Source organism: Streptomyces sp. SDr-06, assembly GCF_003324565.1.
In the GTDB taxonomy this organism is placed as follows: Bacteria; Actinomycetota; Actinomycetes; order Streptomycetales; family Streptomycetaceae; genus Streptomyces.
The window spans coordinates 22,355-43,189 of record NZ_QOLA01000004.1; the positions used below are offsets into that span (position 1 = coordinate 22,355).

The window sequence follows — 20,835 nt, forward strand, 5'->3', positions numbered from 1 at the left end:
AGCCAGAGGACATGCAGACCAAGCTGGACGAAGCCAAGGCCGAGCTGCTCGCACGGGCGGCCCGGGTAGCTGAGAACAGCCCTGCCGGGGGGCCCGGAGGCCTGGGGGACACCCCCCGGAGCGGCCGGGCAGCCACGACCGGGGCCACGAGCGAGGAAGGTCCCGACCAGGGCGTCCTTCTCGGGTACCTCCAGCGCTACTACCTGCACACCGCTCCCGAGGACCTGGCCGACCGCGACCCGGTCGACGTCTTCGGCGCAGCGCTCTCCCACTACCGCCTCGCGGAGAACCGGCCGCAGGGCACCGCCAACGTCCGGGTGCACACCCCGACCGTCGAGGAGAACGGCTGGACCTGCAGCCACTCCGTGGTCGAGGTCGTCACCGACGACATGCCCTTCCTGGTCGACTCGGTCACCAACGAGCTGTCCCGGCAGAGCCGCGGCATCCACGTCGTGATCCACCCGCAGGTCGTGGTGCGACGCGACCTCACCGGCAAGCTCATCGAGGTGCTCGACACCGGCGCCCAGACCGCCGAGCTGCCGCACGACGCGCTCACCGAGTCCTGGATCCACGTCGAGATCGACCGCGAGACCGACCGCGCCGACCTGAAGCAGATCACCGCCGACCTGCTGCGCGTCCTGTCCGACGTACGGGAAGCCGTCGAGGACTGGGAGAAGATGCGCGACGCCGCGCTGCGCATCGCCGACGAGCTGCCCAAGGAGCCGAGGGCCGGCGACCTGCGCGACCAGGAGGTCGACGAGGCCCGCGAGCTCCTGCGCTGGCTCTCCGACGACCACTTCACCTTCCTCGGCTACCGCGAGTACCAGCTCACCGAGGACGACTCCCTCGCGGCCGTCCCCGGCACCGGTCTCGGCATCCTGCGCTCCGACCCGCAGCACGACGTGGACGGCAAGGGAGAGGTCCACCCCGTCTCCCCGTCCTTCAGCCGGCTGCCCGCCGACGCCCGCGCCAAGGCCCGCGAGCACAAGCTCCTCGTGCTGACCAAGGCCAACAGCCGCGCCACCGTGCACCGCCCCTCCTACCTCGACTACGTCGGCGTGAAGAAGTTCGACGAGCAGGGCAACGTCGTCGGCGAGCGCCGCTTCCTCGGCCTGTTCTCCTCGGCCGCGTACACCGAGTCCGTGCGCCGGGTGCCGGTCGTGCGCCGCAAGGTCGAAGAGGTCCTCAAGGGCGCCGGGTTCTCGCCCAACAGCCACGACGGCCGCGACCTGCTCCAGATCATGGAGACCTACCCGCGCGACGAGCTGTTCCAGACCCCCGCCGACCAGCTGCGCTCCATCGTGACCTCCGTCCTGTACCTCCAGGAGCGGCGCCGGCTGCGCCTGTACCTGCGCCAGGACGAGTACGGCCGCTACTACTCGGCGCTGATCTACCTGCCGCGCGACCGCTACACCACGGGCGTCCGGCTGCGGCTGATCGAGATCCTCAAGGAGGAGCTCGGCGGCACCAGCGTCGACTTCACCGCGTGGAACACCGAGTCGATCCTGTCCCGGCTGCACTTCGTGGTGCGCGTCCCGGCCGGCACCGAGCTCGCCGCGCTCACCGACGCCGACTCGGAGCGCATCGAGGCCCGCCTGGTCGACGCCGCCCGCTCCTGGGCCGACGGCTTCTCCGACGCGCTGAACGCCGAGTGCGGCGAGGAGCGCGCCGCCGAGCTGCTGCGCCGCTACGGCCACGCCTTCCCCGAGGGCTACAAGGCCGACCACTCGCCGCGCGCGGCCGTCGCCGACCTCGTACACCTGGAGCAACTCACCCACGGGCGGCGGGACTTCGCGCTCTCCCTGTACGAGCCGGTGGGCGCGGCCCCCGGCGAGCGCCGCTTCAAGATCTACCGGATCGGCGAGCAGGTCTCGCTGTCCGCGGTGCTCCCGGTGCTCCAGCGCCTGGGCGTCGAGGTCACCGACGAGCGGCCCTACGAACTGCGCTGCGCGGACCGCACGCACGCCTGGATCTACGACTTCGGACTGCGCCTGCCGAAGAAGATCAACGGCACCGGCGACTACCTGGCCGACGACGCCCGTGAGCGCTTCCAGGAGGCCTTCGCCGCCACCTGGACCGGCGCCGCCGAGAACGACGGCTTCAACTCCCTGGTGCTGCGGGCCGGGCTCAACTGGCGCCAGGCGATGGTGCTGCGCGCCTACGCCAAGTACCTGCGCCAGGCGGGCTCCACGTTCAGCCAGGACTACATGGAGGACACCCTCCGCGACAACGTCCACACCACCCGGCTGCTCGTCTCGCTCTTCGAGGCGAGGCTCTCGCCGGACCGCCAGAAGGCCGGGACCGAGCTCATCGACGGCCTCCTCGAAGAGCTCGACGGCGCCCTCGACCAGGTGGCCAGCCTGGACGAGGACCGCATCCTGCGTTCCTTCCTGACCGTCATCAAGGCGACGCTGCGGACCAACTACTGGCAGAAGACGGCCGAGGGCACCCCCCACGCGTACGTCTCGATGAAGTTCGACCCGCAGGCGATCCCCGACCTCCCCGCGCCCCGCCCGGCGTTCGAGATCTGGGTGTACTCGCCGCGCGTCGAGGGCGTCCACCTGCGCTTCGGCAAGGTGGCCCGCGGTGGTCTGCGCTGGTCCGACCGGCGTGAGGACTTCCGCACCGAGATCCTCGGCCTGGTCAAGGCGCAGATGGTGAAGAACACCGTCATCGTGCCGGTCGGCGCCAAGGGCGGCTTCGTCGCCAAGCAGCTGCCCGACCCGTCGGTGGACCGCGACGCCTGGCTCGCGGAGGGCATCGCCAGCTACAAGACGTTCATCTCGGCGCTGCTGGACATCACCGACAACCTGGTCGCGGGCGAGGTCGTGCCGCCGGCCGACGTGGTGCGCCACGACGAGGACGACACCTACCTGGTGGTCGCCGCCGACAAGGGCACCGCGACGTTCTCGGACATCGCCAACGACGTGGCGATCAGCTACGACTTCTGGCTCGGCGACGCCTTCGCCTCCGGCGGCTCCGCCGGGTACGACCACAAGGGCATGGGCATCACCGCCCGCGGCGCCTGGGAGTCCGTCAAGCGGCACTTCCGCGAGCTCGGCCACGACACCCAGAGCGAGGACTTCACGGTCGTCGGTGTCGGCGACATGTCGGGCGACGTGTTCGGCAACGGCATGCTGCTCTCCGAGCACATCCGCCTGGTGGCCGCCTTCGACCACCGGCACATCTTCCTCGACCCGAAGCCGGACGCGGCCGTCTCCTACGCCGAGCGCCGCCGCCTGTTCGACCTGCCGCGCTCCAGCTGGGCCGACTACAACAAGGAACTGCTCTCGGCGGGCGGCGGCATCCACCCCCGCACCGCCAAGTCGATCCCGCTGAACGCCCAGGTCCGCGAGGCCCTCGGCATCCCGGCGGGCGTCACCAAGCTGACCCCGGCCGACCTGATGCAGGCCATCCTGAAGGCCCCGGTCGACCTGTTGTGGAACGGCGGCATCGGTACGTATGTGAAGTCGTCCGCGGAGTCCAACGCGGACGTCGGCGACAAGGCCAACGACGCGATCCGCGTCAACGGCGAGGACCTGCGGGTCAAGGTCGTCGGCGAGGGCGGCAACCTGGGTCTGACCCAGCTCGGCCGGATCGAGTTCGACCGCAAGGGCGGACCCGAGGGCGAGGGCGGCAAGGTCAACACCGACGCCATCGACAACAGCGCGGGCGTGGACACCTCCGACCACGAGGTGAACATCAAGATCCTGCTCAACGGCCTGGTCGCCGAGGGCGACATGACCGTCAAGCAGCGCAACAAGATCCTCGCCGAGATGACCGACGAGGTCGGCCACCTGGTGCTGCGCAACAACTACGCGCAGAACGTGGCCTTGGCCAACGCGGTGGCGCAGTCGCCCTCGCTGCTCCACGCCCACCAGCGGTTCATGCGGCGCCTGGGCCGGGACGGCCACCTCGACCGCGCGCTGGAGTTCCTGCCCAACGACCGCCAGATCCGCGAGCTGCTCAACAGCGGCAAGGGGCTCAGCCAGCCCGAGCTCGCCGTGCTCCTCGCGTACACCAAGATCACGGTGGCCGACGAGCTGATCCACACCGGTCTGCCGGACGACCCGCACCTGGCCAAGCTGCTGCACGCCTACTTCCCGCAGCAGCTGCGCGAGAAGTTCACCGAGGCCGTCGACGCGCACGCGCTGCGCCGCGAGATCATCACGACGGTCCTGGTCAACGACACCGTCAACATCGGTGGTTCGACCTTCCTGCACCGGCTGCGCGAGGAGACCGGGGCGTCGCTTGAGGAGATCGTGCGGGCGCACGCCGCGGCCCGCGAGATCTTCGGCGTGAGCGCGGTGTGGGACGCGGTGGAGGCGCTGGACAACAAGGTCGCCGCCGACGTCCAGACCCGCATCCGGCTGCACTCGCGCCGCCTGGTGGAGCGCGGCACCCGCTGGCTGCTCAACAACCGGCCGCAGCCGCTCCAGATCGCCGAGACCATCGAGGACTTCTCGGCCGGGGTCGCCCAGGTCTGGGACGCGCTCGCGGACCTGCTGCGCGGCGCCGACCTGGAGTGGTACCAGGGCATCCTGGACGAGCTGACCGGCGTGGGTGTGCCCGAGGAGCTCGCGCGGCGGGTCGCCGGGTTCTCCTCGGCCTTCCCGGCGCTCGACATCGTGGCCATCGCGTCCCGCACCGGCAAGGAGCCGCTCCAGGTCGCCGAGGTCTACTACGACCTGGCCGACCGGCTGCGGATCACCCAGCTCCTGGACCGGATCATCGAGCTGCCGCGGGCCGACCGCTGGCAGTCGATGGCGCGTGCCGCCATCCGCGAGGACCTGTTCGCGGCGCACGCCGGGCTGACCCAGGACGTCCTGTCGGTCGGCAACGGCACCACCTCGCCGGAGCAGCGCTTCAAGGCGTGGGAGGAGAAGAACGCGGCGATCCTGGGCCGCGCCCGCACCACCCTGGAGGAGATCCAGTCCTCCGATGCGTTCGACCTGGCGAACCTGTCGGTCGCTATGCGGACGATGCGGACGCTGCTGCGCACGCACAGCTGAGAGCCGGGGAGCGGCGGGGCCGGGGTCGGCTCCCGGGGCCTTTCCGGGCCCCGGGGCCCGGCCCCACCCGCCGCGTTCGGCAAGCCGGTTCATGGCTTGCGCACCGGGGGCCTCGCCCCCGGACCGCCGCTCCCCACAGGCCTCAGGGGCCAGGGGGTGGTCCCCATGAGGGGCTGGACTTCGCCGCCGTGGAGGTGTGGACGGCGGACGAAGTCCCGGTCCACAGGCGTCGGCAGGACAGCAGCGCGGCCGCGAGCAGCAGGGCGTTGCGGGCGGTCATGATGCCGGTGCCCAGCGCGGTTCCGGCCATCACCTCGTCGTACAGGCAGGGGAAGGCCAGCGTGCTCAACGCGGCCGCGGGGAGCAGGAGCTGGGCCACCGGGCGCTGGGTGGTCTGCCGCGAGGTGAGGCAGACCGCGGCCAGGCCGAGCAGCCAGATCAGGTACTGGGGGCTGATCACCCGGCTGGTCACCGTGAACAGGAGCACCGCGCACAGCGCCGCGTCGGGCGGCACCGCCACCGTCCAGCGCCGGGCGCGCACCCGCCAGAACAGCAGCCAGCAGAAGGCGCACCCGGTCAGCGCGAGGCTGAGCGTGGCCAGGGCGGACACATGGGGCCCGGTGAACTCCATGGCCCCGTACCGGTAGACGACCCGGCCGGGGTGGCCGGAGGCGAGGTGGGCGAGCTGGAGCGCGGTGCCGCCGAGTGACTCGATCTGGATGCCGCGGCTGCTCTGCTGCCGGGCGAAGTCCAGGGCGTGGTCGAAGGCGAGGGCCAGCACGGCGAGCAGGGCGGCGGCCGAGCCGAGCGCCCCGAGCAGCGCGCGCCGGGCGCCGCGGCCGGGCGGGGCGCCGATGAGGGTGAGCAGGGGCCACACCTTGACCAGGGCGCCGACGCCCGCGAGCGCGCCACCCACGCCGGGCCTGCGGCGCAGCGTGAGCAGGGCGGCCACCGCGAGGGCGGTGACCTGCACGTCGTACCGGGCGTACGGGAGATGCAGGAGCAGCGGCAGGCCGCCCACCCAGAGCCAGGCCCCGGCCGCGCTGCCGCCGGGCCGGGCTCCCGCCCGGACCAGGGCGCGGGCGATCAGCGCGTCGCAGCCGACGGCGACGGCGGTGAAGGCCTGGAAGAAGGTAAGGAAGGGGAAGAGCGCGGGCGTGAGCAGCACGACCGCCGCGCCCGGCGGGTACTGCCAGGTGGGGTCGCCGAAAGGGAAGGTGCCGGTGCTGAGCTGCTCGTACCAGTGCCGGTAGAGGACGTACACCTCGCCGGTCACCCCGCCGACGCCGAGCCGGTCGGTGACCAGGAAGTGCAGCATGAGCGCGCGGGTGGCTAGCCAGCCGGCGGTCAGGGCCGCGTTCCGGGTGCGGCGGCCGAAGGCGCCCGGGTCGGGCGCGGGCGCCGGGGCGGGGATGCGGACCCGGGCGGGCGGCGGGGGCATCTGAGAGGGCGTCATCGCGCGAAGTTTATGCGCGCTTTGTCCCGATTGTGCGAGGCGCCGCGACAGCGTGGTGCGGGGCGCCCCGGGGAGCGCCCCGCCGTGTGTGGCCCGGCTACTTCTTCTTCGTGAACTGCTCGTACGCCGCGATCACCTCGGCCGTCGGGCCGTCCATCCGCAGCGTGCCGGACTCCAGCCAGAGCGTCCGCTCGCAGGTCTCCTTGATCGAGGCGTTGCTGTGGCTGACCAGGAAGACCGTGCCCGCCTCCGCGCGCAGCTCGTTGATGCGCTCCTGGCTGCGGCGCTGGAACCGGGCGTCACCGGTGGCGAGGGCCTCGTCGATGAGCAGGACGTCGTGGTTCTTGGCCGCGGCGATGGAGAACCGCAGCCGCGCCGCCATGCCGGAGGAGTACGTGCGCATCGGCAGCGAGATGAAGTCGTCCTTCTCGTTGATCCCGGAGAAGTCGACGATGTCGTCGTAGCGCTCGCGCACCTCCTCGCGGGACATGCCCATGGCGAGCCCGCCGAGGGTCACGTTGCGCTCGCCCGTCAGGTCGTTCATCAGGGCCGCGTTCACGCCGAGCAGCGAGGGCTGGCCCTGGGTGTAGATCTTGCCCCGGGCGGTCGGCAGCAGGCCCGCGACCGCCTTGAGCAGGGTCGACTTCCCCGAGCCGTTGGAGCCGATGAGGCCGATCGCCTCGCCCCTGCGGGCCACGAAGGTGACGCCCTTGACGGCGTGCACCTCGCGCATGCCGGGGGTCTCCTTGTGCGAGACGATCCGGTTGAGCGCGGCGGTGGCCCCGCCCCTGCCCTTGGCGCCGGTTCCGTTGACCTTGTAGATGATGTGCACGTCGTCGGCGATCACGGTGGGCTCGCCGAGCCCGGCCACCGCCTCGTGCGTCTGGTCCAGCGTCTGGGTGTCAGCCACGGCCGTACTGCTCCTCTGCCTTCCAGAAGTAGATGAACCCGGCGGCCAGCGCGACGACCGCCCAGCCCGTGGCCACCGCCCACACGTGCGGGGGCAGCTTGTTGGCGTGGAAGCTCTTGATCATCGCGAACCGGACGAGGTCGATGTAGACCGCCGCCGGGTTGAGCCCGAGCAGCTGCGCCACCAGGTGGTTCATCTTCTTGAGCTGCGGGCCCAGGTTCCACATCACGCCGGACATGTACATCCAGGTGCGCAGGACGAACGGCATCACCTGGGCGACGTCCGGGGTCTTGGCGGTGATCCGGGCCATCACGAGGGACAGGCCCGTGTTGAACATCGACTGCAGGACCAGCGCCGGGACGAGCAGCAGCCAGGAGACGCCGGGCAGCTGACCGAAGCACATGATGATGATCGCGAGCGCGGCCAGCGAGAACAGGAGCTGCTGGAGCTGCTGGAGGGCGAGCGAGACGGGCAGCGAGGCGCGCGGGAAGTGCAGGGCCCGCACCAGGCCGATGTTGCCGGTGATCGCGCGGGTGCCCGCCATGATCGAGTTGGCCGTGAAGGTCCAGATGAAGACGCCCGTGACCAGCCATGGGATGTAGTCCGGCGTGCTGGACTTGTTGCCCATCAGGATGCCGAAGATGAAGTAGTACACCGCTGCGTTCAGCAGTGGCGTCATCAGCTGCCAGATCTGGCCCAGCTTCGCCTCGCTGTACTGCGCGGTCAGCTTGGCGGTGGCGAACGCGGTGATGAAGTGGCGCCGGGCCCACAGCTGCCGCACGTACTCGGGCAGCGACGGGCGGGCGCCGCTCACCTTCAGGCCGTACTTCTCGGCCAGCTCGGCCGGGCTGAGGGCCTGCTCACCCGGGTACCGGGAGGACTGCATCGGGATGGAGGCCGATGCGGCCGATGGTGCTGCCGTCTGGCGCGCAGCTGCGGTCTGGCTCACTACGGTCGCTTTCGCCGGGGGATCCCGGGAGGCATTCCCGGGGCGGGGCATCGTTGGCGACGGAACGGACCCGTATCGTCGCTACGGTGAGAGTAGGACGCCTCCACGTCGCAACGCAACCGTCTCGTCGCAACGCTATGCTCAAGGCATGACCAAGACGGACCCGGAGACCCCCACGAACCGCCCGCAGCCACGCCGCGCGCCCGCCGGCGCCGCCGTGCTGCGCGAGGACGTGACGGACGCCATCCGGGCGGCCGTCTTCGAGGAGCTCGCCGCGGTCGGCTTCGCCCGGATGTCCATCGAGGGCATCGCGCGCCGCGCGGGGGTCGGCAAGACCGCGGTCTACCGGCGCTGGAAGTCCAAGCTCAGCCTGGTCCTCGACCTGGTGTCGGCCTTCGCGGAACAGGGCCTTCCGGTGCCGCACACCGGCTCCCTCTTCGGGGACATCCGCGCCCTGCTCGCGGTCGCCTCGCTGGCCCTGCGCCATCCGATCGCCTCACAGGTCATCCCCGACCTCCTGGTCGAGTCCGTACGCCACCCCGAGATCGCCGACGCGATCAAGGCCGCACTGCTCGACGGGCAGCAGGGGGTGGCCGCGGTCGTCGTGCGCGAGGCCGTCGAGCGGGGCGAGCTGCCCCCGGGTGCCGACCCCGACCGGGCGCTCGACCTGATCGTCGGTCCGCTGTACTGGCGGCTGGTCGTCGTCAAGGGCCCCCTGCCGAAGGGGTACCTCGACGACCTGGCCAAGTCGGCCGTGGCCGCACTGAAGGCCGTCGCCTAGCGCTTCCGCATCCCGTTTCGTCCGCGGCGGGCCGTCCGTGGCCGGTCGCGCGCTTCCCCGCGCCCCTCAGCGGTCCGGGGCCGCGCCAGGGCCGGGAAGCTGCCCGCACCCGCGAAGGGGCGCGGCCGTACCGGGCCCCTCAGCAGAAGGCGGCGTTCAGCGCCCCGCCCCCGAATGCGTCGTCGCCGCGGCGAACTCCTTTCCCCGCACGCGCTGTTCGGGCAGGTTCCGGGCCGCCGGAGCCGTCCCCGTCTCGCCGAGGAAGACGCGCCGCACCACCCGTTCGGCCGCGTACCCGTCGTCGTACGGGCAGAAGCGCGCGCGGAACGCGGCCCGCAGCTGGGCCGAGCGGGAGCCGCGCCAGTGGCCGGTGGTGAAGATGTCGATCAGTTCGTCCTCGGTCCGCGCGACCGCGCCGGGCGGGCAGCCGCGCAGGTCGAAGTAGGTGCCCCGGGCCGCCTCGTACGCCTCGCGGTCGTCGTCCAGGATCACGATCGGCCGGTCCAGATTGGCGTAGTCGAACATCAGCGACGAGTAGTCCGTGACCAGCGCGTCCGAGACCAGGCAGAGCTCCTCGACCGACGGGTGGCCGGTGACGTCGAGGACGCGCGGCAGCGGGGTCGGGCTGAGCGGCGCGTCGTGGGCGAAGTGGGCGCGGGTCAGCAGGAAGAACTCCGGGCCGAGCGCGCGGCCCAGCCGTTCCAGGTCGAGCGGGAGATGCTGGCCGCGGCTGTAGTCGCGGTACGTCGGGGCGTACAGGATCACCGTCGACTGGCCCGGGATGCCGAGCCGTTCGCGCAGCCGCGCCGTGTCGGCGGGGGTGGCGCGGCGCAGCACGTCGTTGCGCGGGCTGCCGTATTCGAGCGTGGTGTACGCGGCCGGGAAGGCGCGCTCCCCGGTGAGCGTGGCGTGCCGGTTCGCGGACAGGACGAAGTCCCACTTGTCGGCGTCCGCGAGCAGCCGTGCGAAGTCCGTGCCGCGGGACGCCGCCGGGCGGTCGGTCAGGTCCAGGCCCACCCGCTTGAGCGGGGTGCCGTGATGGGTCTGGAGCAGGATCTGGCCGGGCCGCTTGACCAGGCGGTGGTCGAACTCCACGTTGTTCACCAGGTACTTGGCGCGCGCCAGCGCCGAGAAGTACCCGAAGCCGCCGGGCCGCACCCGGCGGGTGGCCGCCGGGACGGTCGCGTCCTGGTCGGGCGTGGTGACCCAGGCGGTCCGCATCGCGGGGACGAGCTCACGGACCTTCGCCTCGATGGCGGCCGGGCTGCACGCGTAGCCGCGGTTCCAGTACGCCGCGAACACCGCCAGGTCGTCGCGCACGGGCAGCCGCAGCTGGACGCGGTAGTGCAGGCGCAGCGCGGCCGAACGCGCCGGGCGCAGCACGGCCGAGGCCAGCGCCCGCGCCCGGCCGCGCAGCGAGCGGATGCCCCGCAGTACGCGGTAGGTGCGGTACGTGCCGAAGCGGATTCCCGCGTAGCGCAGCCCGGCCGCGCCCGGCACCCGGTGGCGGCCGTAGTGGGCGCGGGCCAGGCGGAAGAACTCGGCGCGGGTGCGCGCGGAGAGGCCCGGAGCGGTCAGGACGTCGGCGGAGGCGGCGGCCAGGTGGTCGGCCATCCGGCGCGCGAGCACCGGCCGCCAACCGCTCAGCCCCGGGCGGGAGTCGACGAAGTCGAAGACGCGGTCGTACTGGGGGAAGAGGTCGAAGGGGCGGCCGGACGCGGCGGCCGGGCCGCGCCGCCTGCGGTGGTGCACGCAGACCCGCTCCAGGGTGCTGAGCGAACCGGCCGAAAGCAGGGAGGCGTACGTCCAGAAGGTGTCCGTGTGGCGGCCGGGCGGGAAGGCGAGCCCCTCGCGCTCGACGAACTCCCGCTTGTACGCCTTGTTCCAGCAGGGCGTGGGCTGCCTCAACAGGGCCGGGCGCTCGGCCAGTTGGAAGGAGGCGGGGCCCGACTCGGTGAGGTGCGACGGCAGCGTGGGCCGCTCCGTCCCGCCCGACCAGTGGGTATGGGCGTGGCCGAAGACCAGGACGTCGGGGTCGCCGGACGCCTTGAGCCGGTCCGCGATGTCGCGCAGGGCGTGCGGCGCGAGGATGTCGTCACCGTCGAGGAACAGGACGTACTCGCCGGTGGCGCGGGCGAGCCCGGCATTGCGCGCGGCGCCCGGCCCCTGCCCCGGGTCGGCCGGGTCCGGTGGCAGGTGGACGGGGACGACGCGGGGATCGCGGGCGGCGACCTCGTCGATGATCTCGCCGCAGGAGTCGGGGGAGCCGGCGTCGACCGCGATCACTTCCAGGTCGAACGCCGGGCTCTCGTCACTCTCGTACGTCTGACTCAGCACCGATTCCAGACACGCGTGGAGATGGGCCTGGAGCTTGTACGCGGGCACGATGACGCTGAACCGGGGCAACGGACATCCTGGGGGCGTGAGAGGGCACGGGCGGATGGCCCGTGAACGTCCGAAGGAGTGATCGGGTTACGCCGACGGTGCCGTCCGGCGTAGTCCCGCGATCATGCCCTTGACGTCGCGTCATGCCGGTGCGCGGGCATGATCGTTCGATCGGGTGATCAAGTCCGTGGTGCGTGCGCTCACTTGACGGCTCCGGCCATCACCCCCGAGACGAACTGCCGCTGGAAGGCGAAGAAGACGGCGAGCGGGATGACCATCGAGACGAAGGCGCCCGGGGCCAGCACGTCGATGTTGTTGCCGAACTGGCGGACCTGCTGCTGGAGGGCCACCGTGATCGGCGGGTGCTTGGAGTCGGCGAAGATCAGCGCGACCAGCATGTCGTTCCAGACCCACAGGAACTGGAAGATGCCCAGCGAGGCGATCGCCGGGCCGCCGAGCGGCATCACGACACGGGTGAACAGGCGGATCTCGCCCGCCCCGTCGAGCCGGGCCGCCTCCAGGAGCTCCCTCGGGATCTCCGCGAAGAAGTTGCGCAGCAGGAAGATCGCGAAGGGCAGGCCGAAGGCGACGTGGAAGATGATCACGCCGATCGTCGTCTCGAAGATCCCGATCTGCCCGAAGAGCTTGGCGACCGGCACCAGGGCGACCTGGACCGGCACGACCAGCAGGCTCACCACGACCATGAACCACCAGTCGCGGCCCGGGAAGTCCATCCAGGCGAAGGCGTAACCGGCGAGCGAGCCGATGACCACGACCAGGACCGTGGCCGGGACGGTGATCGTGACCGTGGAGAGCAGGGAGTTGGTGATCGTGCTGTTGTCCAGCAGGTTCGCGTAGTTGTGGAAGGTGAGCCGGGACGGATCGGTGAACGTCTTCCACCAGCCCGTCGAGGCGATGTCGGACGGGCCGCGCACGGAGGAGAGCAGCAGTCCGACGGTCGGCATCAGCCAGAAGAGGCCGACCAGGACGAGGAACACGCGCAGCACGCCGCCGCCCGCCCGCGACGCGATGCGCGCGGGCAGCGACTGCCTGGCCTTGACGATCCCTTCGGCAGTGGTCATCGCCTGGCCTCCCCGCGCATGCACCGGATGTTGCCGTGCTGTCCCGGGGAGCGGCCCCCGGACGCCGTGCGCCGGGCCGTCATCGCTTGGTCTCCCGTCGCATGCGGCGGATGTTGAAGAGCATCACCGGGATCACCAGGAGCAGCAGCAGGACGGCGATCGCACTGCCGATGCCCAGGTCCGCCTCGGTGCCGAAGGAGGAGCGGTAGAGCTGGAGGGCCAGGACGTTGGCGTCGGCCTGGCTGGAACCCGGCGCGATGATGAAGACCAGGTCGAAGATCTTCAGGACATTGATCATCAGGGTGACCAGGACGACCGCGAGGACCGGGGCGAGCAACGGCACGGTGACCCGGCGGAACACCTGCCACTCGTTCGCGCCGTCCACCCGCGCCGCTTCCAGCAGCTCGCGCGGCAGCCCCGCGAGACCGGCCGCGATGAGCACCATCGCGAACCCGGCCCACATCCAGATGTACGAGCCGATGATGGCCGGGGTGACCAGGGTGGGGCCCAGCCATTCGACGCCGTTGTACGGCTCGTGGAAATTGCTCTCGGGCAGCCGGAGTTGGGCCCCGTCGGCCGCTGCGGGCAGGGCGAACGTGCCGTCGGCCGCGGCGGTGGCCGAGGCGACGACCTGGCCGTCCTTCACGGCCTCGACCTTCATGCCCTTGAGGCCGAGCTCCTGGGCGTCGATGGTGTTCGGCCTGCCACCGCCGCCCTTGGTGAAGTCGAGCCACACCGTGCCGGTGACCTTGCCCGGGTCGGCCTTGGCGGGTTTGGCGGGCCCGGCCGACGTGGGCATCTTGTCGGCGGCGACCCCCACTAGGGGAAGGAGCACGGGCTGCCCGGTGTGCACCGGGGACCGGGTGACGAACGTTCCGGCGCCCCCGTCCTTGAGCGGCGCGCTGGGCAGTGGATGCGCCTTGGGATATCCGGCCGACTCGGTGAACGTGTCGTGCACGCCCACCACCACGGCGTTGGCGACCCCGCGCGCCGGGTCCTGCTCGTATACCAGGCGGAAGATGATGCCCGCGGCGAGCATGGAGATGGCCATCGGCATGAAGACGATGAGCTTGAACGCCGTTCCCCAGCGCACCCGTTCGGTCAGTACGGCGAAGATCAGGCCGAGGGCGGTGGCGATCGTCGGGGCGCAGACGACCCAGATCGCGTTGTTCTTCACCGCCGTGCGGATGGTGTGGTCCGTGAACAGCGTCTTGTAGTTGTCGATCCCGGCGAAGCCGTGGCCCGACTGATCGAAGAACGACCGGTAGATCGAGAACCCGATCGGATAGACCACGAGCGCACCGAGCAGCACGAGCGCGGGCAGCAGGAACACGGCCGCGATCCACGTGCGCGTTCCGGTGACGCTCTTGACGGTCCTGGGCGCGGGGGGCGTGGCGGGAGGCGGAGCGCCTCCCGCCGTGGCGGTCGTCATCGCCGGATCAGTTCTTGAACGCCGCGGCCGCGTCGGCCTCCAGCCTGGACTGGGTGCCCGCGATGTCGGACGGGTTCTTCAGGAAGTCCTGGAGGTCCTTCCACTCGCCCTTGCCGGGGGTGCCGCCGAAGGACTGCGGGGCCTGGTCCGACATGTCGAAGCGCACGTTGTCGCCCGCCGCGATCAGCGCCTTGGCGATGCCGCGCTGCACGTCATTGGGGTAGACAGCGGGGTCCAGGGCCTTGTTCGGCGAGATGTAGCCGCCGGCCTTCGCCCAGATCTGCGCGGCGTCGGTGGAGGCCAGCCAGGTGAGCAGCGCCTGCGCGCCCTTGGAGTCCTTCAGCGCCACCGCCGCGTCGCCTCCGGTCACGACCGGGGCCTTGTCGCCCACGGCGGGGAACGGGAACGCCTTGGCGTCGGTGCCGACCTTGGCGGAGGTCTGCGCGATGTTGACGGCGGCGAAGTCGCCCTCGAAGACCATGCCCGCCTTGGGCTGGTCACCGCCGGTGAAGGTCTGTGTGACGGAGGCGGGGAACTCGGTCTGGAGCGCGCCGTTGGTGCCGCCCGCGATCAGGTTCGGCTTGCCGAAGAGCTGGGCGAGCGTGGTGAGCGCGTCCTTGACGGACGGGTCGGTCCACTTGATCGCGTGCTTGGCCAGCTGGTCGTACTTCTCGGGCCCGGCCTGCGAGAGGTAGACGTTCTCGAACCAGTCCGTCAGGGTCCAGCCGTCCGCGCCGCCGACCGACACCGGGGTCACCCCCGACGCCGAGATGGTGTCGGCGGTGCTGAGGAAGTCCTTCCAGGTGGCGGGCGCGCTGACGCCCGCGTTCTGGAAGACCTTGGTGTTGTACCAGACCAGGGACTTGTTGGCGGCCTTGAAGTAGACGCCGTACTGGGTGCCGTCGACCGAACCCAGGTCCTTCCACACCTTGGCGTAGTTCGCGTCGAGCTGCGCCTTGGCCTCGGGGCCGACCGGCTTGGCCCACTTCTTCGCCACGGCCTGCTGGATCGCGCCGACCTGGGGGAGCATCGCGACATCGGGCGGGCTGCCACCGGCGATCTTCGTGCCGAGGAAGTTGACGATGGGGTCCTGGGCGGGCACGAAGGTGACGGTGGCCCCGGTCCGCTTCTCGAACTCCTTCAGCACGCTCACGAAGTTGGCCTGTTCGGGCCCTGTCCACACGGCGGCGACCTCGATCTTCTCCCCGTTCAGCTGGGGGAGTTTGACCCCGCCCGCCGACGCCGATCCGGAGGCGCTGGCGGACGGCGTGCTCTTCTTCCCGCCGTCGTCCCCGCACGCGGCCGCGCCGAGCGCGAGCCCGCCGATGGCCAGGGCGGATATGAGGGTGCGACCTGTCGTGGTGCGTGTGATGGTGCGGCCTGTACGAGTGCTGCGCATGCGTGCCCCGTCTCTCCCGTGCGCGTACGAACCGCCGCGCCCGGTGACGCAGGCGCCGCCGCTCTCGTCCCGTTCGACAGTCCTACGCCCGGTGCGGGGGCGTCGCAATACCGCCTTCGCTGTCGCGTTGGCGATCGTGATGGGCTTGTGACGTTGGGTCATGCGGGATGTCCCAACTGCCGCCCATTGCGGCCGGGTTGATCCACTCGGGCCGCGCACCGGCGTCGGCGTCAGGACAGCGGCGGCACCGGTGGCGCGTTGACCAACGACGCCGCGCGGTCGAGGGCGCTGGCGAGCAGGGCCAGGTCCGTCGGCCCGTTGCCGAGCTCGCGCACCGGCCTGCGGGCCGGCGGGTCGCCCATCCGCTCCCACTCCAGGACCACGACCGTCGGCCGCTGGGTGGCGGTGCGCGGTATGCGCCCGGTGACCCGGCCGCCCTGGAACGGCACCGACGCCCCGTCCGGCTGGTGCAGCCGGCCCCGGCCCGGGGACGGGTCGTCCGGCGACGGCGAGGCGGGCGGCGCGTCGAGCACCACCCGGTGCCGGGCGCCGCGCGCGAGCTCCGTGTCGGCCGTGCGGTCGGGCCGGGCCGAGGACGCCACGAGGTGCACCCCGAGCCGCTCGCCCTCGCGGGCCACCGCCTCCAGGGCCCGGACGACCGAACCCGCGGCCGGCCGGCCGGGGCTGCCGAGCGCGGGCGCGACCAGCGCGTCCAGATCGTCGACCAGGACCACCAGGCGGGGCAGCGAGGGCCCTTCCTCGGTGCGGCTGCGCGCCACCGGGCGCAGCCGCAGGGTGCTGCTGCCCGGCGGGTCGAGGTCGCCCCGGCTCTCCGCGGCGGGTGCCTGCCGCTGCCCGACGAGGCGCCCGGCGACCTCGCGCCGGGTCTGCCACTCCGCGAAGCCGAGCCCGCCGAGCACCTCGGCCCGGCGCTTCAGCTCGGCCCCGAGGGCCTGGGCGAACTCCCGCATCCGGACCGGGTCGGAGGCGATCAAGTGGGTGGAGACGTGCGGGAGTTCAGTACAGGGACGCAGGCCCTCGCCGCGCTCGCCGCCCGCGCCGTCGACCAGGATCAGGCCGAGCCGGTCGGGCCGGGCGCCCGCCGCGAGCGAGGCCGCGACGGCGCGCAGCAGCTCGGTGCGCCCGCTGCCGGTCGGTCCCTCGACGAGCAGGTGGGGGCCCTCGGAGGCGAGGTCCACCCCGACCGGGCCGTGCGGGCCGGTGCCGAGCACGGCCGCTCCGTCCGACGCCGACTCCCAACGGGCCATCAGGGAGGCCGGGGTGGCCCGGGCCAGCCCCAACTCGTCCAGGAGGCGGGAGGAGCGGGGCAGCGAGGAGGCGAGGCGCCCGGTCGAGGCGGCCGTGCCGTCGCCGGTGCGCAAGGGGGCGAGCGCGCGGGCGAACCGCTCGGCCCAGGCGCGCGAGACAGCGTCGACCGCGGCCACCGTGCCGTGCCCGGCGGGCCGGCCGCCCGCGGTGCGCAGCAGCCGCAGGGCGGTGGCCACGTCACCGCTGAGCAGGGCGACCGCCCCGCACTCGCGGAACGCGAGCGAGGCCGCGCACGCCGTCTCGTACGTGGCCGCCACCGGGGAGGCGGCCGACGCGGGCGGCGCCTCGGCGAGGCAGAGCAGATGGATACCTGCCGCGGCGCCCGCCGCGGCCAGCCGCGCGGTGGTCTCGCGCAGCGGGGCGGAGCCGGGGTCGCCGTCCACGACGACCACCGTGAACGGGCCCTCGTAGCGGGCGGCGGCCTCGGTCACCGCGGCCCGGTCCGCCGAGGCCCAGCCGGGTCCGAGCGGGCCCGCGTCGAGCCGTCTGACCAGCTCGGCGGTGCGTGCGGTGGCCTGGTCGCGGTCGTACGCCAGGAGCAGTCGGCAGTCCTGGCCGTGGGCCGGGCGGACCTGGGGGAGCCAGCCCAGCCAGTCCCACTCGGCGGTGCGCGCCTGGAGGCCGCGCGCCCGGTCCGTACTGATGAGGACGATCTCCAGCGTGGTCGGCGCGTGCAGCGCCGCCAGCTGGGCGATGCCCGAGCGGGCGAGCCCGGCCAGCCGGTCGCGCGGCCCCGCGAGCCCGAGCGAGCCCACCTCGCGCAGCCCCACCGTGACCGGCACGGCGGCCAGCTCGCCGCGGTCCGCGGTGCCGACCCGGACGGCGAGGGCCTCCGGATGGCCCGGCTCGCGCTCCCACAGCCGGGGCCCGGGGCCGAGCGCGGTCAGGAGGAGAGCGGCCGGATCGGGCCAGCTCTCCGGCGCGGGCTCGGCCGGGGCCCGCTGTGGCTCGGCGGGCGCCCGCTCGGGCACCGGCTCGCCGCGGCCGCCGGTCAGCCGTCGCGCCCACGCCCCTATCCCGCCGCGCCGACGGCCGCCGTCCGGCGCGTCCGCCCGGGCGTGCTCGACGTCCTCGGGCCCGGTGAGGGGGCCTTCGGGCAGCCGGGTGCCGCGGGTGGGAGTGCCCTGCCGTCTGCTGGGGTGCGCGGGCTCGCGGTGGTCGTCCCGGCCGTCGTGCCCGTATCCCGAGGGCGCTCCGAGCGCGTCGATCCCTGCGCCGTACGCCCCCTCGTGCGCGCCCGGCTCCAGGGGGGCGAGAGCAGAGGGAGAGCTGCCGAAGGAGTAGGCCGTCTCGCCGGTCGGCGGGCTCAACCGCGGTGCGGGGCCGGGCTGTTCACCACCGGCGGCGCAAGCGGGGGAGGAGGCCGGGGTCACCCGGAGGTGGCCCTCGCCGTCCGGCACCGTGGTCAGGGACGGCTCGGGCTCGGGGCCGCCGGCCGAGAGCCGTAGGGCGGACTCGCCGATCCGCAGCAGCGCGCCGGGCGCGAACCGGACCGGCTGGGCGCCGATCTCGCGGCCGTCGACCCGGGTGCCGTTCGTCGAGTTGAGGTCGGCCACGCTCACCCGGCCGTCCTCGCCGACCGTCACCTCGCAGTGCCGGCGCGAGACGTCCGGATCGTCCAGCGGCACGTCGGACTCGGTGGAGCGGCCGATCCCGATGCGGCCGCCGTGCAGCAGATGGACACCGCCCGCGTCGGGCCCCGCCACCACGTGCAGCCGGGCCGGGGCCGGGCCGTCGTGGGCCGGCTCGTCCTCGGCGGGGGCGCCGAGCGAGAGCACCGCGCCGTCCACCAGGGGCGGCTCGCCCAGGACGCGGCGCTGCGCGTCGAGCCGCTCGCGGCCCGCGAACAGCACCACGGAAGCGCCCGAGACCTCCGCGCCGGAGGCGGCCGAGGCCAGGCCGGACGCGACGGCCGCGAGTGCCGTCCCCGCCGGGGCGGTGACGAGCACGTCGCAGGCGCGCGCCACAGCGTGGCCGCTGCGCGGCGCGAGGACGGTCAGCCGGATCTGCATCGCCTCGGCGGTCCCTTCTGCGCGGGGGTGCCAAGAAGGGGGAGCAGCCCTGTGATTCCCCCCACCCGGCACACATGTCGTGCTGAGGGCATCCTCGCACCTGCCACTGACAACACGCCCGTCGCCCACCTCGAATTGATCTTGATTGGTCGGCTCACGACGCAAATGTGGACGGAAAAGCGGCTGGTTGCGACCGAGTGGGGCATTTCGAAGGGATGCCGGGCACGGGCGTTCGGCAACCTTCCGTGCGAAGACCGCGTCTTCCCTGAGAACCATGAGAAGACGGTGAACAACCTGGTGGCGCCGACCCCACGACCCGTCGGCGCCCGCGGGGGCGGCACTAGAGTGGGCCGGAAACCCACACAGCGATGGACGCGAGCAGCAGGGAGCGCATGACGTGCGGCCGGTAGGCAGCAAGTACCTGCTCGAGGAGCCGCTCGGACGCGGCGCCACGGGCACTGTCTGGCGAGCCCGCCAGCGAGAGACCGCGGGCTCCGAGGCGTCCGTGGCGGGCCAGCCGGGCGAGACCGTGGCGATCAAGGTCCTCAAGGAGGAGCTCGCCAACGACGCGGACGTGGTGATGCGCTTCCTGCGCGAGCGCTCCGTGCTCCTGCGGCTGCGCCACGACAACATCGTGCGCACCCGGGACCTGGTGGTCGAGGGCGATCTGCTCGCCCTGGTCATGGATCTGGTCGACGGCCCTGACCTGCACCGCTACATCCGCGAGAACGGTCCGCTCACCCCGGTCGCCGCGTCGCTGCTCACCGCGCAGATCGCCGACGCGCTCGCCGCCAGCCACGCCGACGGCGTCGTCCACCGCGACCTGAAGCCCGCCAACGTCCTCCTGGACGAGCGGGACGGCGCGATGCACCCGATGCTCACCGACTTCGGCATCGCGCGCCTGGCCGACTCCCCGGGCCTGACCCGTACGCACGAGTTCGTGGGCACGCCCGCCTATGTCGCGCCGGAGTCGGCCGAGGGCCGCCCGCAGACCTCCGCCGTCGACATCTACGGCGCCGGAATCCTGCTGTACGAGCTGGTCACGGGCCGCCCGCCGTTCGCGGGCGGCACCGCGCTCGAAGTCCTGCACCGCCACCTGAGCGAGGAGCCGCGCCGTCCCACCACCGTGCCGGCCCCGCTGTGGACGGTCATCGAGCGCTGCCTCAGCAAGGACCCGGAGCGGCGCCCCAGCGCCGAGAACCTGGCGCGCGGCCTGCGCGTCGTCGCGGCCGGCATCGGCGTCCACTCCACCCCGGCCCAGGTCGAGGCGGCCGACGGGGTGGGCGCGCTGCTCGCCCCCGACCCGGCGCCCGCCCCGGTCCCGGACGCGCCGGGCGCCGCCGACCCGACCCAGGTGCTGCCGAGCAACGCGGGTTCGTACGACCCGGCGGCGGCCACCTCGGTCCTGCCGCACACGGGCCAACCGCCGAACGCCGACCCGACGGCCGTCATGCCGCCGGTCCCGCAGGGGCAGCCGCAGCCCCAGGGGCCGCACCCCTGGCAGTCCCAGCTCCAGGCGGCGCGCGACCGCAACGAGCAGACCCAGCTCGGCTACCTGCCGCCCGAGCAGGACCCGCTGCGCCGCCGCCCGCAGCGCCAGCAGCAGCCCCCGCAGGGCTATGGCCAGCAGCAGGGATACCCGCAGCAGGGCCGCCCGCCCCAGCACCAGCAGTACGCCCCGCCGCCGCAGCCGTACCAGCAGCAGCAACCGCAGCAGTACGCGCCGCAGCGTCAGCAGTACGCACCGCCGCAGCCCCCGCCCCGGCAGCCGCAGGCCCCGGCGCGCGAGCCGCGGGAGCCCCGCGAGCCGCGCAGGCGCAGCCCGAACCGGATGCGGATCCCGGGCCTCGGCTGTCTGAAGGGCTGCCTCTTCACGTTCCTGCTGCTCTTCGTCGCGGGCTGGCTGATCTGGGAGCTGACGCCGCTCCAGGACTGGGTCGCCCAGGGCAAGAGCTACTGGCAGGCCATCGGTGACGGGATTTCGACGGTATCCGGCTGGATCAAGAGCATCGGCGACTCCACAAAGCAGTGATCACGGGGCGTGGCCCCACCGGTTCGGGACGCGACTTCGTGGATTTGTCGACTTCC

The 20,835-nt window shown here is 72.7% G+C and carries 11 protein-coding genes; 3 read left to right on the forward strand and 8 right to left on the reverse strand.

All coding sequences use genetic code 11. From position 1 onward, the window contains the following. The first annotated feature begins 11 nt into the window (after positions 1-11). A complete protein-coding gene (locus DT019_RS11010; RefSeq protein WP_114036578.1) occupies positions 12-5,012 on the forward strand; it encodes an NAD-glutamate dehydrogenase in 5,001 nt (1,666 codons plus the stop codon). A 142-nt stretch (positions 5,013-5,154) separates the two neighbouring features. Here the strand turns inward: DT019_RS11010 and DT019_RS11015 are convergent, their stop codons facing one another. From DT019_RS11015 to DT019_RS11025, 3 genes are all read right to left on the reverse strand, one after another. Further along, on the reverse strand, positions 5,155-6,468 hold the full coding sequence (locus tag DT019_RS11015; RefSeq protein WP_223279417.1) for a glycosyltransferase 87 family protein: 1,314 nt from the start codon (positions 6,466-6,468) through the stop codon (positions 5,155-5,157). A 97-nt stretch (positions 6,469-6,565) separates the two neighbouring features. Further along, positions 6,566-7,378, reverse strand: a complete 813-nt coding sequence (locus tag DT019_RS11020; protein WP_223279418.1) for an ABC transporter ATP-binding protein — start codon at positions 7,376-7,378, stop codon at positions 6,566-6,568. After that, positions 7,371-8,264 carry an ABC transporter permease gene (locus tag DT019_RS11025; RefSeq protein WP_114036579.1) on the reverse strand — a complete coding sequence of 298 codons (894 nt, stop codon included), beginning with the start codon at positions 8,262-8,264 and terminating at the stop codon, positions 7,371-7,373. Before DT019_RS11025 ends, DT019_RS11020 begins: the two co-directional genes overlap by 8 nt. 211 nt (positions 8,265-8,475) lie before the next feature. Between DT019_RS11025 and DT019_RS11030 the strand changes: the two genes are divergently transcribed. After that, complete coding sequence (locus DT019_RS11030) at positions 8,476-9,108, forward strand: TetR/AcrR family transcriptional regulator (RefSeq protein WP_114036580.1); 633 nt, start codon at positions 8,476-8,478, stop codon at positions 9,106-9,108. Between the two features lie 156 nt (positions 9,109-9,264). On the opposite strand, the gene DT019_RS11035 is transcribed toward DT019_RS11030, so the two are convergent. From DT019_RS11035 to DT019_RS11055, 5 genes are all read right to left on the reverse strand, one after another. Next, the gene (locus DT019_RS11035) at positions 9,265-11,514 is read right to left on the reverse strand and encodes a bifunctional glycosyltransferase family 2 protein/CDP-glycerol:glycerophosphate glycerophosphotransferase (RefSeq protein ID WP_114036581.1); all 2,250 of its coding nucleotides are present in this window, start codon (positions 11,512-11,514) and stop codon (positions 9,265-9,267) included. Positions 11,515-11,693: 179 nt separating this feature from the next. Further along, on the reverse strand, positions 11,694-12,575 hold the full coding sequence (locus DT019_RS11040) for a carbohydrate ABC transporter permease (protein WP_114036582.1): 882 nt from the start codon (positions 12,573-12,575) through the stop codon (positions 11,694-11,696). Positions 12,576-12,654: 79 nt separating this feature from the next. After that, positions 12,655-14,007, reverse strand: coding sequence for a carbohydrate ABC transporter permease (locus tag DT019_RS11045; protein WP_114036583.1), 1,353 nt, complete (start codon positions 14,005-14,007; stop codon positions 12,655-12,657). A 7-nt stretch (positions 14,008-14,014) separates the two neighbouring features. After that, the gene (locus DT019_RS11050; RefSeq protein WP_189389439.1) at positions 14,015-15,406 is read right to left on the reverse strand and encodes an ABC transporter substrate-binding protein; all 1,392 of its coding nucleotides are present in this window, start codon (positions 15,404-15,406) and stop codon (positions 14,015-14,017) included. 230 nt (positions 15,407-15,636) lie between these two features. Continuing rightward, positions 15,637-18,747: an FtsK/SpoIIIE domain-containing protein gene (locus DT019_RS11055; protein ID WP_114036584.1), complete on the reverse strand. Its 3,111-nt coding sequence runs from the start codon at positions 18,745-18,747 to the stop codon at positions 15,637-15,639. A gap of 397 nt (positions 18,748-19,144) precedes the next feature. Between DT019_RS11055 and DT019_RS11060 the strand changes: the two genes are divergently transcribed. Continuing rightward, positions 19,145-20,779, forward strand: a complete 1,635-nt coding sequence (locus DT019_RS11060) for a serine/threonine-protein kinase (protein WP_114036585.1) — start codon at positions 19,145-19,147, stop codon at positions 20,777-20,779. The last annotated feature ends 56 nt before the right edge of the window (positions 20,780-20,835 follow it).

Bases quoted from the DNA above. Each gene is read 5' to 3' on its own strand.
- DT019_RS11010 (WP_114036578.1), top strand. From the start codon at position 12: ATGCAGACCAAGCTGGACGAAGCCAAGGCCGAGCTGCTCGCACGGGCG.
- DT019_RS11015 (WP_223279417.1), bottom strand. From the start codon at position 6,468: ATGACGCCCTCTCAGATGCCCCCGCCGCCCGCCCGGGTCCGCATCCCC.
- DT019_RS11025 (WP_114036579.1), bottom strand. From the start codon at position 8,264: ATGCAGTCCTCCCGGTACCCGGGTGAGCAGGCCCTCAGCCCGGCCGAG.
- DT019_RS11030 (WP_114036580.1), top strand. From the start codon at position 8,476: ATGACCAAGACGGACCCGGAGACCCCCACGAACCGCCCGCAGCCACGC.
- DT019_RS11040 (WP_114036582.1), bottom strand. From the start codon at position 12,575: ATGACCACTGCCGAAGGGATCGTCAAGGCCAGGCAGTCGCTGCCCGCG.
- DT019_RS11045 (WP_114036583.1), bottom strand. From the start codon at position 14,007: ATGACGACCGCCACGGCGGGAGGCGCTCCGCCTCCCGCCACGCCCCCC.
- DT019_RS11050 (WP_189389439.1), bottom strand. From the start codon at position 15,406: ATGCGCAGCACTCGTACAGGCCGCACCATCACACGCACCACGACAGGT.
- DT019_RS11055 (WP_114036584.1), bottom strand. From the start codon at position 18,747: ATGCAGATCCGGCTGACCGTCCTCGCGCCGCGCAGCGGCCACGCTGTG.